Here is a 15,622-nt window from a genome sequence, read left to right as displayed (position 1 = left end):
GGCTTGCATCAGCCGATCGGGGACAGTCACCGCCGGCGAAAAAGAGGCACACCATTAGGGTGGTCGCGTGCCGACACAGGAACGAGCCCGTGCCACCCGCGCCTCGATCGTCGAGGGCGCAGCGGCGGTGTTCGACGAGAAGGGGTACGCCCGGGCATCCCTCGATCTCATCGCCGCCGAGGCGGGCGTCACGCGCGGCGCCCTCTACTTCCACTTCAAGTCGAAGACCGACCTGGCCAACGCCGTGATCGCCGAACAGCACCGGATCGCCCGGGTCGCCGGCGAAGAGGCCGTCGCCGCCGCCTCGACCGCCTTCGAAGGGCTCGTGCGCATGAGCGTGGGCCTGGCGCGGCAGCTCACGACCGAGGTGATCGTCAGCGCGGGCATCCGCCTCACCACCGACGGCACGGCGCGCGAACTCTCGGCACGCGACCCCTACGTCGACTGGACGCAGGCGTTCCGGCAGATGCTCGGCGAGGCCATCGAGCAGGGGGATGTCCGGCCCACCGTCGACGCGGACCAGGTCGCCCGGTTCGTGGTCTCCGCCTACACCGGTCTGCAGCTGGTCTCGGACTCGCTGCATGATCGCACCGACCTCTTCGATCGGGTGCGCGACCTCTGGGTGCTGCTTCTGCCCGCACTGATAGTGCCCGAGCGCATGGCGGCGAACGAGAAGCTGCTCGCGCTCGTGCACGCCTGACCCCGCCGACACCCCGACGACCGAGAGCGGGGGATGCACGGAGGGCCCGCCACCTTTCCGTGACGGGCCCTCGGTCGGTGCGACGGTCTACTTGCCGAGGTCGGTCAAGAACCGGTTCGTGTACTGCAGCGCGGTCGAGCCCGAGATCGAGTTGCAGGTCGCGGAGGCGGTGGACTGCGCACTGGGGCACGGGGTGTCGCGGTCGAGCGACCAGAAGTGCACACCGGCCAGGGCGTTGGCCTTGGCGTAGGCGCTGATCGTGTCGACGTCGTTCAGCGAGACGACGTTGCTCGACGAGTCGTTCACGCCGATCATCGGGGTGAGCTCGATCTTGCTGAGCGGCGTGCCGTAGGTGTGGTTGAGGTTCTTCGCCGCCTGGACCGCCGAGGCGCCCATGTCGCAGACCCCGCCCGACACGACGCAGACGTTGGCGGCGCCGGCGCCGTAGTCCATCGTCATGAGGTCGATCGAGTAGTTGGTGAGGCTGGACGCCTTGATCGCCTTCACGACCGTGTCGCCGGTGCCGTTGACCCCGCCGTACGAGCCGTCGGACGCGGCGAGCGTCGCGAGGGTGAACGAGAAGCGGAGCTTCGGGTACTGGGTCTGGGCCGAAGCCGCGGCGTTGACAAGGCTGGAGATGTCGGCGGCCGTCTGGCCGGTCTCGATGTCGAAGTCGATGCCGACGAGGTGCGGCGACGCGTAGCGGGCGATGAAGGTGTCGAGTGCCGCCCCCGAACCGCAGGTGAACGACCCGGCCGCACCACCCGTGGAGACGATGTAGTTCACGCCGGCGGCGTCGAGCGCGGGGACGTTGGCCTTGGCGAATGCGTCTCCGGCCACGCCGCCCCAGTTCTCGGAGCCGCAGGTGCCGGTCGCGAACGCCAGCGAGATGCCGCCGAGCTTCGGCTCGGCCGTCGAGACGAGGCTGTTGCTCGAGCCGACGACGGGGATGACCGTGCCGGTGACGGCGGTCTGCATGACGTCGGTGTTCCAGTTGAGGTTCGCGGTGACGTCTTTGTACGGGCTAAAGAACACGCTCGACGCCGAGCCCGTCCCCGTGCCGGTTCCGGTGCCGCCACCCGTGCCGGTGCCGCCGCCGGTTCCTGTGCCGCCACCGGTGCTCGCCGCGCAGGCCCCGGCCGAGGTCCACGGCTGGCCGCTGCCGGTCGCGCCGGAGTGGGTCGCCGGATCGTCGCCCTGGGTCCACCAGTTGGCCGAGTAGTTCGTGCCGTTCTCGCTGACCGACGCGCCGCCCGAGTAGGCCGTCGCGGCACTCCACGCCGTCGAACACGATGGTGTCGCCGCGCTGGCCCCCGCCGCCCCGACGAGCCCGCCTGCCACGACCCCGCCGATGATGGCGGCGAAGCCGAGCCCCTTCATTCCCCTGCTGATGTTCACGTGTGATCCTCCCGTTCGCCGAGCCGAGGCCCGGTACCGCCTGATGATCCCCTGCAACGTAATTTGTAAGGGTGGTTAACAAACAAATTGATAACCCGAGACTACTGAGAAATCGGGCGCGGCAAAAGGGGTTTTCGTCGAGACGCGGAAATCGGCCAGGCGCAGCCCTCTTGGACAGGGTAGGGGAGCCGAGAGTGTGGGATGCACGAGTGCACGAGAGGGGCGCGCCGGAGGGGTGGCGACGAGCGCCCGCCCGGCCCGGCGCCTCCGCGGATCCCCCGATCCGGCGGAGGCGCGAGCCTGATCCGGCCCCCTCGTGCGTGCCCTCTCTCGCGCGGCGTCCCCTAGGGCGACGACGCGCGAATCCGAGAGTAGATCAGGACTTGCTCAGAAACAAGCCGGTCAGCCCGTTTGTGTCGGATGCCACATCGTGCTTGTATCTTTCGAGATCACTGGGGGTACAGAATCATGCGCAAAATCGACTCGGCGGGGGACGCCGACCTCGACCGGGCGGTCCTCGAGGGCCTGGCTCGGCGTCTGCGCGAGCGGTCGAGCGAGTTCGCGTCGGCCGAGGCCCTCGAGGGCGAGTTCGTGCTGCAGGTGCGGTCGATCCTGGCCGAGGCTCGGCAGCTCGTCCGCTCGGGCTCGGTGCCCTCGTCGGCCGTGTCGGTGGAGTACGGGGACGCCGCCGAACTGGCGAACCAGGGAGAGTTGCGGGCGCGGCAGAACCAGCACCCGGCCGAGGCGCTTATGGCGGCGGAGGTGCTGTTCGACGAAGCGCTGCCGCTCGTGATCGGGTGGGCAGGTGCATCCCACGCCGACGAGGTCGTGCACGTGGTCCGGAGCCTGCACCGCGCGATCTGGCGACGGTTCCCGCCGGGTGCCATCGCCTACACCGAGGCACTCCGGCAGCGGCTCTCGACCGCGCACCTCGACAGTCGCCTCCAGGTGTCGCGAGTGCTGCACGATCGGGCGTCGCACGGCATCGCGGCGGGGGTGCAGCGGCTCGAGTCGATCGGGGCCGACGTGCTTGCCGATGGGCAGACGGCGACGGCCGAGCAGCTCGCGCTGGTCGCGGAGTTCTTCCGCACGGCGCTCACCGAGGTGCGGAACATCGCCGTCGATCTGCGGACGAGGGTCGGCGAGCGAAGCCTCTTCGACGCCGTGCGGGCGTATCTGGACGAGAGTCGGGACGGGCATCCCCCGGTCCGGCTGACGACCAACGGTCGCGAATTCGCGCTGACGTCGGTGCAGAAGGAGGAGTCGCTGTACGTGATCCAGGAGGCGCTGCACAACGCTCGACGGCACGCCGCGAACGCCACCCTGATCGGCATCGACTTCGTGTGGGGCGAGCGCTCGGTGCGGATCGAGGTCACCGACGACGGGAGCGGCTTCGACCCCTCGCGCATCCGCGTCGGAGCCCTCGGCCTCGCCGTGATGCGGGAGCGCTCGGACAGCATCGGCAGCGCGTTCGTCCTGTCGGCCGCGCCCGGGCAGGGCACGACGGTCGGGCTCACGGTGCCGCGCAGCTGACCCGCCGCCTCTCGACGGATCCGCGACTTTCGAGCTGCGGTGAACCGATCGGGCATCCGCCTCGTCGTAAGGGTGGGCCGCGATGGCCCGGCCACCGGACGAGAAGAGACAGCGATGCCCATCACCCGCAACCGAACCGTCATCCGTACCACCTTGCTCGCGGCCGCGGGCCTGTCCGCCGTCGGGGTCCTCAGCGGATGCTCGACGGCCGCCTCGACGCCGGCGCAGGGGTCGTCCGACTCCGGCTCGACGAGCAGGGCGAGCAGCAGCTCGGCCAGCAGCAGCCCGACGAGCGACGCCTCGTCCGGCGCCACGAGCGCGAGCGACGACAACGGCGCCTCCAGCAGCGCGGCCGCCGGCAGTGGCTCCGGAACCTACAAGAACGGCACCTACACCGAGCAGGGCACCTACTCGTCGCCCGGCGGCCAGGAGCTGATCAGCGTTCAGCTCGCCATCCACGACGACGCCGTCCAGGCCGTCACCGTCAAGACGGTCAAGGCGGACCCGACGGCGACCTCCTACGAGGCGAAGTTCATCGGCGGCATCTCGTCGGCGATCGTCGGCAAGAAGATCGACGACCTCCACGTCACGAACGTCGCCGGCTCGTCGCTGACCAGCCAGGGCTTCGACGACGCCCTCACGAAGATCAAGTCCGATGCCGCCGACGACTGAGCGCCTCCGTTTCAGCGCGATCGGCACGGTCTGGAGCATCACCACCGACCGGCCTCTGGCGGGGGATGCGCAGCACGCGATCTCCGAACGGATCGAGACGTTCGACGCCGTCTGGTCCCGCTTCCGCCCCGACTCGCTCGTCAGTCGGATCGCCCGAGTGCCGGGGCGCCACGCCTTCCCGGACGAGGCCGGCCCGCTCTTCGACCTCTACCGTCGCCTGGGTCTCGCCACCCACGGCCGGGTGAACCCGCTCGTCGGCCACCGGCTCGAGAACCTCGGCTACGACGCCGGGTACTCCCTCGTCGCCTCCGCCGATCCGGTCGGAGTCCCGGCCTGGGACGCCGTCGCCCGCTGGGACGGCACCGCCCTCACCACCACCGAACCCGTCCTCGTCGACGTCGGCGCGGCGGGCAAGGGCTACCTCGTCGACCTCGTCTGCGGGGTGCTCGACGACTTCGGCGTCGACGAGTACGTGGTGGACGCCGGCGGGGACCTGCGGCATCGGGGAGGCACTCCCGTGCGAGTGGGGCTCGAGCATCCCACGGACCCGTCTCTCGCCATCGGCGTGATCGAACTGGAGAACGCGGCGCTCGCCGCCTCGGCCCCCAACCGTCGCGTCTGGGGCGACGGCCTGCACCACGTGATCGACGGGGTGACGGGGATGCCCACCCGCACGGTCGCGGCCACCTGGGCGCTCGCGCCGACGGGCCTCGAGGCGGACGGCCTCGCGACCGCGCTGTTCTTCGCCGGGCCGGACGAGCTGGTCTCCGCCCTGCCGGCTTCGCCCTTCGAAGCGGTGAGGATGCTCGCCTCGGGCTCCGTCGAGACCACCCCGTTCTTCGAACCCGCCCTCTTCTTCGCGACCGCAGCCGTTCGCGACCGCAGCCTCGACGGGAGCTCGGCCCGATGACCACCGCAGCCCTTCCCGCCCTCCCGAGCCGCGCCTCCTCGTGGTTCGACGCTTTCACCGGCAAGGTCACGATGTACCGCGTGGTCCTCGTGTCGCTGGTGGCCCTCGTGATCGTGGCGGTCGTCGCGGCCGGACTCGGCGCCATCGCCTATGACCCGCTCGCGATCGTCGTCGACGGAGCCGCCGTGGTCGTCGCAACCGTCGTCGGCAACCGGCTGATCGCCCTGGCGTTCCGCGTCACGCCGCACTCGGAGTCGGCCGTCGTCACGGCCCTGATCCTGCTCTTCCTGTTCCAGCCGTCGCTGACGGCGTCGGGCGTCGGGGCGGTGGCGCTCGCGGGGGTGATCGCGTCGGCGTCGAAGTACCTGCTCGCGATCCGCGGAAGGCACGTGGCGAATCCTGCCGCGATCGCCGTCGTCGTGATGAGCATCGCCGTCCCGAGTGCCTTCCCGGGCTGGTGGATCGGCGCGCCGGTGCTGCTGCCGTTCGTGCTGGTGGCGTCCTTCGTCATCCTCCGCCGCACCCGGAAACTGCTGATGGGGACCCTGTTCGCCGTCGTCGCGACCGTCGGCGTGACCCTGGCCGGGCTCTCGTTCGGCAGCACCCTCCCCGTCGCCCTCTCGGCCGCCGTCCTGTCGTCGCCGGTCGTCTTCTTCGCCGGTTTCATGCTGAGCGAGCCGTTGACCCTGCCGCCGCGGCGCTGGCAGCAACTCGTGCTGGCCGTCGTCGTCGGCGTGCTGTTCGCGGTGCCGTTCCACGTCGGGCCGGTGTTCGGCACCTACGAGCTGGCGCTCGTGATCGGGAACGTGCTCGCTTTCGCCGTCGGCCAGCGGCGGGGCGTCCGCCTGGACTTCGTGGGTCGGCGACAGCTCGACCGCACCAGCTGGGAGCTCCTGTTCCGGCCACGGCGCCGGGTGCGGTTCCGTGCCGGGCAGTACCTCGAGCTCGGACTGCCGCACGCCCACGCCGACCTCCGCGGACAGCGGCGGGTGTTCAGCATCGTGTCGGCGCCGTCCGACGAGACCCTCCGCATCGGCGTGAAGGTCGCCGAGCCGTCGAGCAGCTTCAAGACGCGGCTGCTCGAATTGACCCCGGGCGAGGTCGTCACGGGCACGGCGATCGGGGGGGACTTCGTCCTGCCGCGGGACGCCGGGCAGCCGCTGCTGCTGGTGGCCGGCGGCATCGGGATCACTCCGTTCGTGAGTCAGGTGCGAGCGCTGGCGGGGGCGGGGGCATCCCCCGATTTCGTGCTCGTGCACGCGGTGTCGTCGCTCGACGAGCTGTCGTACCTGCCGGAGCTGGCGCTCGGTGCTGCCGGTGCCGATTCAGCCAGGGGCTCGCGTCGCGGGCTGCTCGTCGCGCCCTCGCGGCCCGACCTGCTGCCCCTCGGGTGGGAGTACCTCGGCTCGGGGCCGCTGACCGCTGCGATGCTCGGCGAGGCCGTTCCCGACGCCGCCCGACGTCGCGGGTTCGTCGCCGGATCGCCCGGTTTCGTCGCCGGCGTCCGTCGAGCGATGAGATCGGCCGGACTCCGCCGTGTCACGACCGACGCGTTCAACGGATACTGAGGGGATCATGGCGCGAGACCGGAGACGAGGCACGGGGAATGCCCGGGACGCCCTCCTGCAGGCGGTGCAGGAGACGCACGCTCCCGCCCTCCAGCGCTACGTGGCACGGCTGACGCGCGACTCGGCGCTCGCCGAGGACATCGTGCAGGAGTCGCTGCTGCGCCTGTGGAAGAACACGACGCTGCTCGAGGAGGACGACCTCGCCGCCCGCCGATGGCTCTTCACCGTCGCCCGCAATCTGGCGATCGACGACGCCCGGAGCGCTCACGCCCGGCACGAGTTCTCCACCGACCTGCTTCCCGAACGCCTGGGCGACGACGAGGCCGATGCGACCCTGTCCAAATGGCTGCTGCAGGATGCCCTGCACTCGTTGACCGTCGAGCACCGCACCGTCGTGGTCGGCGCCTACCACCTGGGTCTGTCCGTCTCCGAGTTGGCGGTGCAGGCGGGTGTGCCCGAGGGAACGATCAAGTCGCGCCTCCACTACGCCCTCCGGGCACTGAGGCTCGCCCTGCAAGAAAGAGGAGTCACGCGATGACGCACGATCACGAGTCGGGGTCTCCCGAGGACGACCTCCGGCTCTGGGACGCCGCCTACGTGCTCGGCTCGCTCACGCCGGCCGAGCGGCTGCGCTACGAGGAGTATCTCGAGGAGCACCCGGCGGCACGAGCCGACGTGGCGGACCTGTCGGGACTGCCCGGGCTGCTCGGGACGCTGTCGACGGAGGAGGCGCTGGAGTTGCTGGACGGGGCGGAGCCGGCGGGTGGGGTCGGGGCTGCGTCTGGGGCTGGTGTTGGGGCTGCTGCCTTCGGGGCAGGGGCTGCGTCGGCTGCTGCTTCGTCGTCTTCCGCACCCGCGTCTCGGGGGAACGTCGCGTCGCTCGCCGCCGCGGTGAACGCCCGGCGACGGCGTCGGCGGCTCGGCGGTGTGCTGGTCGCGGCCGCGTCCGCTGTCGTCCTCATCCTCGGCGGGTTCGGCCTGGGCGGCTTCGTGGCGGGATCCGGCTCGGGGTCCGACTCCCGGATCGCGCTCGCGGCCATGACCCCCACGGCGGGGAGTTCGCTCACGGCCGACGTCGGACTGGAGTCGAAGGCCTGGGGCACGAAGGTGGAGTGGCGCTGCTCGTACAAGGAAGCGTGGACGGAGGGGTCCGGGTCGTACGACCTCGTGGTGACGAGTGACACGGGGGAGAAGACGGTCGTGGCGACCTGGGAGGCGATCGGCGGCAAGGCGACCGACCTCTCGGCGGCGACGGCGATCCCGGCCTCGTCGATCCGCGAGGTGTCGATCACGGTGTCGGGGAGCACGGCGGCGCTGGCGTCGAGGCACTTCTGACGGGCGTGCGGCCTGTGGGCGGTGCGGCTCGCGGTCGGGACCGTGCGGCCTGTGGACGGGACCGTGCGGCCTGTGGACGGGACCGTGCGGCCTGTGGACAACTTCCCCGGGCTTCGGGGCGCGCTCGCTACGCTGAGGACGTCGATTCGGGGCACCTGCCAGAGCAGGCAAGGTATCTTGATGTCGAGACACATTTCTGTCCTCTGATTTGAAGGAGTCGCCACTCGCATGAGCAAGATCATCTACACCTTGACCGACGAGGCGCCCCGGCTCGCCACCTACTCGTTCCTCCCCATCGTCGCCGCGTACGCGGCCAAGGCGGGCGTCGACGTCGAGACCCGCGACATCTCCCTGGCCGGCCGCATCATCGCCCAGTTCCCCGACCGGCTCACCGACGAGCAGAAGCAGGCTGACGCCCTGGCCGAGCTGGGCGACCTGGCGAAGACGCCCGAGGCCAACATCATCAAGCTGCCCAACATCTCGGCCTCGGTGCCGCAGCTCAAGGCGGCCATCGCCGAGCTGCAGTCGCAGGGCTACGACCTGCCCGACTTCCCCGACGAGCCGACCAGCGACGAAGACAAAGACGTCCGCGCCCGCTACGACCGCGTCAAGGGCTCGGCGGTCAACCCCGTCCTCCGCGAGGGCAACTCCGACCGCCGCGCCCCCGCCTCGGTCAAGCAGTACGCGCGCAAGCACCCGCACCGCATGGGCGCCTGGTCGTCCGACAGCAAGACGAACGTCGCGACGATGGGCCACGACGACTTCCGCTCGAGCGAGAAGTCCGTCGTCATCGCCGCCGCCGGTTCGGTGAAGATCGAGTTCGTCGCCGCCGACGGCAGCACCACCGTGCTGCGCGAGTCCGTGCCGGTCAAGGCCGACGAGGTCATCGACGCCACCGTTCTGCACGTCGCCGCGCTGCGGTCCTTCCTCGTGGAGCAGATCGCCGCCGCGAAGGAGGCCGGGGTGCTGTTCTCCGTCCACCTCAAGGCCACGATGATGAAGGTCTCCGACCCGATCATCTTCGGGCACGTCATCCGCGCCTACTTCCCCGAGGTGTTCGAGAAGTACGGCCCCGACCTCGTCGCCGCCGGCCTCAACCCGAACGACGGTCTGGGCGCCATCCTCGCCGGCCTCGGCGACCTGCCGAACGGCGCCGAGATCGCGTCGGCGTTCGCCGAGGGTCTCGCCACGGGCACCGACCTCGCGATGGTCGACTCCGACAAGGGCATCACCAACCTGCACGTGCCGAGCGACGTCATCGTCGACGCGTCGATGCCGGCGATGATCCGCTCCTCCGGTCACATGTGGGGCAAAGACGGCGGCGAGCACGACACCCTGGCCGTCATTCCCGACTCCAGCTACGCCGGCATCTACCAGACGGTCCTCGACGACTGCCGCGCCAACGGCGCCTTCGACCCGAAGACGCTCGGCACCGTCCCCAACGTCGGGCTCATGGCGCAGGCTGCCGAAGAGTACGGCTCGCACGACAAGACCTTCCAGATCTCCGGCGAGGGCATCGTCCGTGTCGTCGACCAGTCCGGCACCACGCTCCTCGAGCACGACGTCGAGACCGGTGACATCTGGCGCATGTGCCAGACCAAAGACGAGGCGATCCGCGACTGGGTGGGCCTCGCGGTCACCCGGGCCCGTGCATCCTCGACCCCCGCGGTCTTCTGGCTCGACCCGACGCGCGCCCACGACTCGGTGCTGATCGGGCTCGTCGACACGTACCTGAAAGACCACGACACGTCGGGTCTCACGATCGAGATCAAGTCGCCGGTCGACGCCATGGTCTACTCGCTCGACCGCATCCGTCGGGGCGAAGACACCATCTCCGTCACCGGCAACGTGCTGCGCGACTACCTGACCGACCTGTTCCCGATCATGGAGTTGGGCACCAGCGCCAAGATGCTCTCGATCGTTCCGCTGCTGAACGGCGGTGGCCTGTTCGAGACCGGCGCCGGCGGCTCCGCTCCGAAGCACGTGCAGCAGCTCGTCCAGGAGGACTACCTCCGGTGGGACAGCCTCGGCGAGTTCCTCGCGCTTGCGGCCAGCTTCGAGCACCTCGCGACGTCGACCGGCAACGCCCGCGCTCAGATCCTCGCCGACACGCTCGACCGGGCCACGGCGACGTTCCTCGACGAGAACAAGTCGCCGGCTCGCGCGGTCGGCTCGATCGACAACCGCGGCAGCCACTTCTACCTCGGGCTCTACTGGGCGCAAGAGCTGGCTGCCCAGACCGAAGACGCCGACCTCGCGGCCCTCTTCAGCGACCTCGCCGGCAAACTGGCCGCTGCCGAAGAGACCATCACCGGCGAGCTCATCGCCGTGCAGGGCCACCCGGTCGACATCGGGGGCTACTACCGCCCCGACGAGGCCAAGGTCGAGGCCGTGATGCGTCCGTCCGCGACGCTGAACGAGGCGCTGGCTTCGCTGTAGCGCGCTGCCGCGGCGCGGCGCTGCGTGACGCGGCGCTGCGTGACGCGGCGCTGCGCGGCGCTGCGCTGCGTGACGCGCTGACGCGCTGACGCGTGCGTCTCGACCCGCCGCGCAACGTAGGGCGGTCAACTCCACGCGCCGCGGCACGTGGAGTTGACCGCCCTACGTCTCATTCACGTTACCCCGCGGAATGCGCCTCCCGACACCACAAACGGCTCACAACACCTGTAACTACTGGTGTCTCGAGCCGTTTGTCGTGTCGGGACGGGTCTCGAGGTACGGCGAGCGGCGGGCCCGGCGGGCGCCGGTGATTCGCCCGGACCGAAAGGGCGCAAATGGCTGAGTTGCTCGCTCGACGGGGCCGTTTGCGCCCATTCGATGACTCAGCACGTCCGTGACACGCTCACCGCGGTGCCGCGCCGCGCCCAGGGGAGCCGAGCCGAGCCGAGCCCCGAAGTGCCGTGCCGTGCCATGCCATGCCATGCCAAGTCGAGCCCAGCCCAGCAGCCGAGCGAGCCGACGAGGGTCAGCGCAGCGGCTCGATCAGCTGGGGCCCGTTGTTGCGAACGCTGTTGGCGTCCTTCGAGACCTCGTAGTGCTGCAGCGCGTGCGCGACCTCGAGGCTCTCGGCGTCGAGGAGGGCCAGGGCGGACTCGGGCTCGAGCGCGGGGTCGAGCCACCCGTCGTAGCCGTCGGGGGTGAGGCATGCGGGCATGCGGTCGTGCACTTCTCCGGGCGCGACGTGGGCGTCTCTCGTGATGATCGCGACGCTCAGGACCCAGCGGTCGGGTGCATCCGCCGCCTTCGTCGGGTCGGGCCAGGCCGTCATGACACCCGCCATCGCCAGAGCGGCCCCCTCTTCGAAGATGTAGTGGGGCTGCTTGCCGTGCTCGGTCTCCTGCCACTCGTAATAGCCCTGCGCCGGCACGATGCATCGGGCGCCGGCGAATGCCTTGCGGAACATGCCGCTCGTCGGCACGGTCTCGATGCGCGCGTTGATCGGCTGCGGACGCTTCTTCAGGTCGGGGTACCACGACGGGACGAAGCCCCAGCGCGGTGTCGCGAGTTCGCGTTCGCCATGGCGCTCGCGAACCGTTGCGACGGGGTTCGTGGGCGCGGTGTTGTAGTTCTCCGCCAGAGCCGGGAAGTTCTCGAGAAGGCTCGGGAGGAGATCGGACGTGGCACGAGCAACGACGAAGCGACCGCACATGCGGCCATTGTGCTCCAGGCCTCCGACACTCGGCGCTCGGTGGGCGTGGGCATCCCAAGCTCGTGGGCATCCCCCGCTCGTGGGCATCCCCGGCTCGTGGGCGTGGGCATCCCCCGCTCTCGGCCTTTCGCAGCGGGCGGCGGGCCTCTTCCCGGCCGCGGGTGGTTGGCTCGGGGCATGAACGATGTGAACCCGTCCGAGCCGGGCGACCCGACCGAGATCGCGATCACCGGAGCGTCCGGCAACATCGGGGGCGCTGTCGCGGCGACTCTGGCCGCGTCGGGCACCCCGCTGCGATTGATCGTGCGGAATGCGCTCAAGGCTCCCGACCTGCCGCACTCCGCCGTGTCGGTCGCGACGTACGGCGATCGCGAGGCCTCGATGAAGGCGCTGTCGGGAGTCGAGACGCTGTTCATGGTCTCGGCGGCCGAAGACCCGAACCGGCTCGACCAGCACTACGACTTCGTCGACGCAGCGGCCGAGGCGGGGGTGCGGCACCTCGTCTACACGTCGTTCGTCGGAGCAGGACCCGACTCGACGTTCACGCTCGCTCGCGACCACTACTTGACCGAAGAGCGGATCAAGAGCACGGGATGCGCGTGGACGATCCTGCGCGACAGCTTCTACCTCGATTTCATCCCCTCGCTCGTCGGCGAGGACGGGGTCATCCGCGGTCCGGCGGGTGACGGGCGCATGGCCGCCGTCGCTCGTGCGGACGTCGCTGCCGTCGCCTCGCGCGTGCTGGCCGACCCCGCGTCACACGCCGGGCGCACCTACGACCTGACCGGTCCGCGTGCGTTCAGCTTGAAGGAGGCCGCGAAAGTGCTCTCGAAGTCGACGGGTTCGACGGTGCGGTTCCACGACGAGACGCTCGAGGAGGCCTACGAATCGCGGCAGAAGTGGCAGCCCGAACCGTGGCAGGCCGACGCGTGGGTGTCGACGTACACCGCGATCGCGGCGGGCGAGCTCGCGCTGGTGTCGGGCGACGTCGAGGCGATCACGGGGCGCGCGCCGCAGTCGCTCGAGGGGCTGCTCGGGGTGTAGCTCGGGTGCGGTGCGTTCGCGTGCCGGGCGTTCGCGTGTCGGGCTTGCGGGTGCCGTCCGCGTGCCGGGCTTGCGGGCGTACTCCGCGGTGCAGCATTGCAAGGCATCGCGTTTTACGCACGGCATCGCGCCGTGGGGCGATGCCTTACGGAAAACGCGATGCCTTGCGGAGCGGGCGTGCGAGGTGCGCCTGCCGAGGGGCATGGTCGTGGGCATCGCTCCGCTGAGTCGCCCCGCTTTACGTAGGTCACCCCGGCACGGCAGGGCGACTTACGTGAATCGGGGCGACTTGCGTGAACCGGGGCGACTTGCGCGAACGGGGCGACGTGCACGAACGGGGCGACGTGCGCGAACGGGGGCGACGTGCGTGAACGGGGCCGCCGCGTCAGGCCAGGCGCCGCGCCGACAGCACGCCGCTCACGCCGAGCGTCAGCACGGAGACGAAGACCACCACCATCGGCGCCGACCACCCGCCCGAGGCGTCGTGCACGGCACCGATCACCAGGGGGCCGAGCGACGCGAGCGCATACCCGCCGCCTTGCACGAGCGCCGAGAGGCGGCGCGCGTCGAGGTCGGTCGTGACCATGCGCACGATGATGATGAAGATGATCGTGATGCCGCCGCCCTGCGCCGCCCCGCCGAAGATCGACCAGACGAGCCACAGGTGCGGCGCCACGAGCAGGCCTAGGGGCATGACGATCCAGAGCAGGCCCACGAGCCCGACGATGAACACCGGGCGGACGCGCAGCGCGAGCAGCGGCACCCCGAGCGCACCGACGACGGCGAGGATCTGGAAGACGGACGAGCTCGCCCCGGCCCCGGCACGGGAGAGGCCGACTTCGTCGTGGAGGAGCGTGGGCATCCATGCCGTGATGCCGTAATAGCCGAACGCCTGCCCCGCGAACGCCAGAGTGAGACCCCAGGTGGATGCCCGGCGCAGCAGCGAACGGCCGCGCACCTTGTCGTCGGACCCCGACCCGTCGCTCGCCGCCGCCCCGCGCACCACCGGCACCGACGCCGTAATGACCTCGACGGGCCCCGTGACGAGCTCGCTGCGCGGGGTCGGGGGATGCCCGGTGCCGAACACGGTTGCGCGGGGGCCGACCGCGATGCTCCACACCACGGCCGCGACGACCGCGAACCCGCCCCAGATGACGAGCGCCAGCGGCCAGCCGACGCTCGCGGCGAGCGGCGCGGTGCCGAGCGAGGTGATCATCGACCCGACGTTGAGAGCGGACGTGTAGATGCCGGTGATCATGCCGGCGCGCTCGGGGGAGAAGTCGCGTCGGATGACCACCGGCAGCACCACGTTGCCGATCGTGATGGCGACACCGAGCAGGATCGTGCCGGCGACGAGCGAGCCCTGCCCGCCGGCGGCTCGGAGCAGCGTGCCCAGCAGCACGCCGAGCAGGCTGATCGACACGGCGCGCTCGGGGCCGAGGCGCCCGATGATGCCCGATGCAAGCGGACTGGCGAGGGCGAAACAGAGGACGGGGATGCTCGTCAGCAGCCCGGCGACGACCGCACCCAGCCCGAGGTCGCTCTTGATGGACCCGAGCACGGGTGCTGTCGCCACGATCGGCCCGCGCAGGTTGAGAGCGACCAGGACGATGGCGATCGTCAGCAGCCACGCGACCGGGGATCGGAGGACGGCGGCGCGACTCACGACGGGGAAGAGGCGGTGGCCGGACTCGGTGTCGTCACGGGAGGGAGGCCGAGGACGTCGGCGAGCTCTTCGGGGGAGGCGACGACCGCAATGGCCCCGGCCTGCTCGTCGACGCTGCCGTAGCCCCACTGGGCGAAGATGGTGGGGACGCCGTGGACGGCCGCGCCCTCGACGTCGTGGTGACGATCGCCGACCAGCACGACGCGCGACAGGTCGACGCCGCGTTCGCGAAGGCGACGGAGCGCTTCTTCGACGACGTCGGCCTTGGCGCTGCGCACCTCGTCTTCACTCGCCCCGGTGATGATGTCGAGGTACTGCGTGAGGCCGTAGTGGTCGAGCATCAGGGTGGCCGGGCCCTCGGGCTTCGACGTGGCGGTCGATGTCGGAATGCCTGCCTCGTGCACCCGCTTCAGCAGATCGGGCATGCCCGGGAAGGGGCGGCTGTCGAGAGCGCCCTGCGCGAGGTAGCGGGAGCGGTAGACGTGCATGGCGTGAACGAGGGCGTCGCCGGTGAGGCCGTAGTGCTTGGTGAAGTTGTCGGGCAGCGGGGGCCCGACCCAGGTCAGCAGTTCGGCGGGAGACGGCACCGGGTACCCGAGCTCGGCGAGGGCGTGTGCGAGCGTGGCGGTGATGCCGGGCGCGGAGTCGGCGATCGTGCCGTCGAGGTCGAACAGAACGGCCGAGAAGGGGAATGTGGGGCTGGCGGGAGTCATCGGGTCCAGCCTAGGGTGCCGTCAGTCTCGGACGGAGGAGAGCCCGCGACCTGTGGAGAGCTCCTAGGCCTGTGGAGAGATGGTCAGGGGAGAACGGGTCCGTCAGCGGGAGACCGGGTGGAAAGGCCACCGATTCGACTCGCGAGGTGCCTCGTCGCCCAGGCCGTGGATGAGCTGCGCGATCCGCCCGCCCTTCTCGGCGGCGATCTGCTGCTCGAGCGGGGTGAGGGCGCGGCGCCGGGCGCGGGGGCGCACGCGCGTTCGGCGGCGCGGCGTTCCGAACTGCTCGGCGACGAGCGCGTCGAAGAGCGGGCTCCCCGACACCGAGGCGGCAGACGAGACGCCGGACACGGGCGTGGTCGATGAGACGGCGGAGCCGAGGGGCGAGACGGAGGAGAGGGACGACGACATGGGTTGATCCTTTCGAATGCGGT

General features: G+C 70.5%; 14 protein-coding genes. 9 read left to right on the top strand and 5 right to left on the bottom strand.

The genetic code is table 11. The features are described 5' to 3' along the window. Positions 1 to 67 precede the first annotated feature (67 nt). Positions 68 to 700, top strand: coding sequence for a ScbR family autoregulator-binding transcription factor (locus tag ABEA39_RS10340; RefSeq protein WP_345375777.1), 633 nt, complete (start codon positions 68 to 70; stop codon positions 698 to 700). 87 nt (positions 701 to 787) lie between these two features. On the opposite strand, the gene ABEA39_RS10335 is transcribed toward ABEA39_RS10340, so the two are convergent. Then, positions 788 to 2,098, bottom strand: coding sequence for a carbohydrate-binding protein (locus ABEA39_RS10335; protein ID WP_345375775.1), 1,311 nt, complete (start codon positions 2,096 to 2,098; stop codon positions 788 to 790). A gap of 468 nt (positions 2,099 to 2,566) precedes the next feature. Between ABEA39_RS10335 and ABEA39_RS10330 the strand changes: the two genes are divergently transcribed. The 7 genes from ABEA39_RS10330 (at position 2,567) to ABEA39_RS10300 (ending at position 10,555) form a co-directional block, all read left to right on the top strand. Further along, a complete protein-coding gene (locus ABEA39_RS10330) occupies positions 2,567 to 3,631 on the top strand; it encodes a sensor histidine kinase (RefSeq protein WP_345375774.1) in 1,065 nt (354 codons plus the stop codon). Positions 3,632 to 3,745: 114 nt separating this feature from the next. Beyond that, positions 3,746 to 4,303: a hypothetical protein gene (locus tag ABEA39_RS10325; RefSeq protein WP_345375773.1), complete on the top strand. Its 558-nt coding sequence runs from the start codon at positions 3,746 to 3,748 to the stop codon at positions 4,301 to 4,303. Then, positions 4,287 to 5,213 (top strand): FAD:protein FMN transferase, encoded by a 927-nt coding sequence (locus tag ABEA39_RS10320; protein ID WP_345375771.1) that lies wholly within the window; start codon positions 4,287 to 4,289, stop codon positions 5,211 to 5,213. The genes ABEA39_RS10325 and ABEA39_RS10320 overlap by 17 nt, the downstream gene beginning before the upstream one ends. Then, complete coding sequence (locus ABEA39_RS10315; protein WP_345375770.1) at positions 5,210 to 6,781, top strand: ferredoxin--NADP reductase; 1,572 nt, start codon at positions 5,210 to 5,212, stop codon at positions 6,779 to 6,781. The genes ABEA39_RS10320 and ABEA39_RS10315 overlap by 4 nt, the downstream gene beginning before the upstream one ends. 7 nt (positions 6,782 to 6,788) lie before the next feature. Further along, positions 6,789 to 7,319 carry a sigma-70 family RNA polymerase sigma factor gene (locus ABEA39_RS10310; RefSeq protein WP_345375769.1) on the top strand — a complete coding sequence of 177 codons (531 nt, stop codon included), beginning with the start codon at positions 6,789 to 6,791 and terminating at the stop codon, positions 7,317 to 7,319. After that, the gene (locus ABEA39_RS10305) at positions 7,316 to 8,116 is read left to right on the top strand and encodes an anti-sigma factor family protein (protein WP_345375768.1); all 801 of its coding nucleotides are present in this window, start codon (positions 7,316 to 7,318) and stop codon (positions 8,114 to 8,116) included. Before ABEA39_RS10310 ends, ABEA39_RS10305 begins: the two co-directional genes overlap by 4 nt. Before the next feature lie 228 nt (positions 8,117 to 8,344). Continuing rightward, a complete protein-coding gene (locus ABEA39_RS10300; RefSeq protein ID WP_345375767.1) occupies positions 8,345 to 10,555 on the top strand; it encodes an NADP-dependent isocitrate dehydrogenase in 2,211 nt (736 codons plus the stop codon). 526 nt (positions 10,556 to 11,081) lie between these two features. On the opposite strand, the gene ABEA39_RS10295 is transcribed toward ABEA39_RS10300, so the two are convergent. Further along, complete coding sequence (locus ABEA39_RS10295; protein ID WP_345375766.1) at positions 11,082 to 11,765, bottom strand: SOS response-associated peptidase; 684 nt, start codon at positions 11,763 to 11,765, stop codon at positions 11,082 to 11,084. 177 nt (positions 11,766 to 11,942) lie between these two features. Here ABEA39_RS10295 and ABEA39_RS10290 point away from each other — a divergent pair, with 177 nt between their 5' ends. Further along, positions 11,943 to 12,809: an SDR family oxidoreductase gene (locus ABEA39_RS10290; protein ID WP_345375765.1), complete on the top strand. Its 867-nt coding sequence runs from the start codon at positions 11,943 to 11,945 to the stop codon at positions 12,807 to 12,809. A gap of 385 nt (positions 12,810 to 13,194) precedes the next feature. Here ABEA39_RS10290 and ABEA39_RS10285 read toward each other — a convergent pair whose 3' ends face one another. From ABEA39_RS10285 to ABEA39_RS10275, 3 genes are all read right to left on the bottom strand, one after another. After that, positions 13,195 to 14,475, bottom strand: coding sequence for an MFS transporter (locus ABEA39_RS10285; RefSeq protein ID WP_345375764.1), 1,281 nt, complete (start codon positions 14,473 to 14,475; stop codon positions 13,195 to 13,197). Next, a complete protein-coding gene (locus ABEA39_RS10280) occupies positions 14,472 to 15,188 on the bottom strand; it encodes an HAD hydrolase-like protein (protein WP_345375763.1) in 717 nt (238 codons plus the stop codon). Before ABEA39_RS10280 ends, ABEA39_RS10285 begins: the two co-directional genes overlap by 4 nt. 102 nt (positions 15,189 to 15,290) lie before the next feature. Then, positions 15,291 to 15,599 (bottom strand): hypothetical protein, encoded by a 309-nt coding sequence (locus ABEA39_RS10275; protein ID WP_345375762.1) that lies wholly within the window; start codon positions 15,597 to 15,599, stop codon positions 15,291 to 15,293. Positions 15,600 to 15,622 lie beyond the last annotated feature (23 nt).

The sequence above is a fragment of the Frondihabitans cladoniiphilus genome (assembly GCF_039544345.1).
GTDB lineage: Bacteria > Actinomycetota > Actinomycetes > Actinomycetales > Microbacteriaceae > Frondihabitans > Frondihabitans cladoniiphilus.
This window is presented reverse-complemented; position numbering and strand designations above follow the sequence as displayed.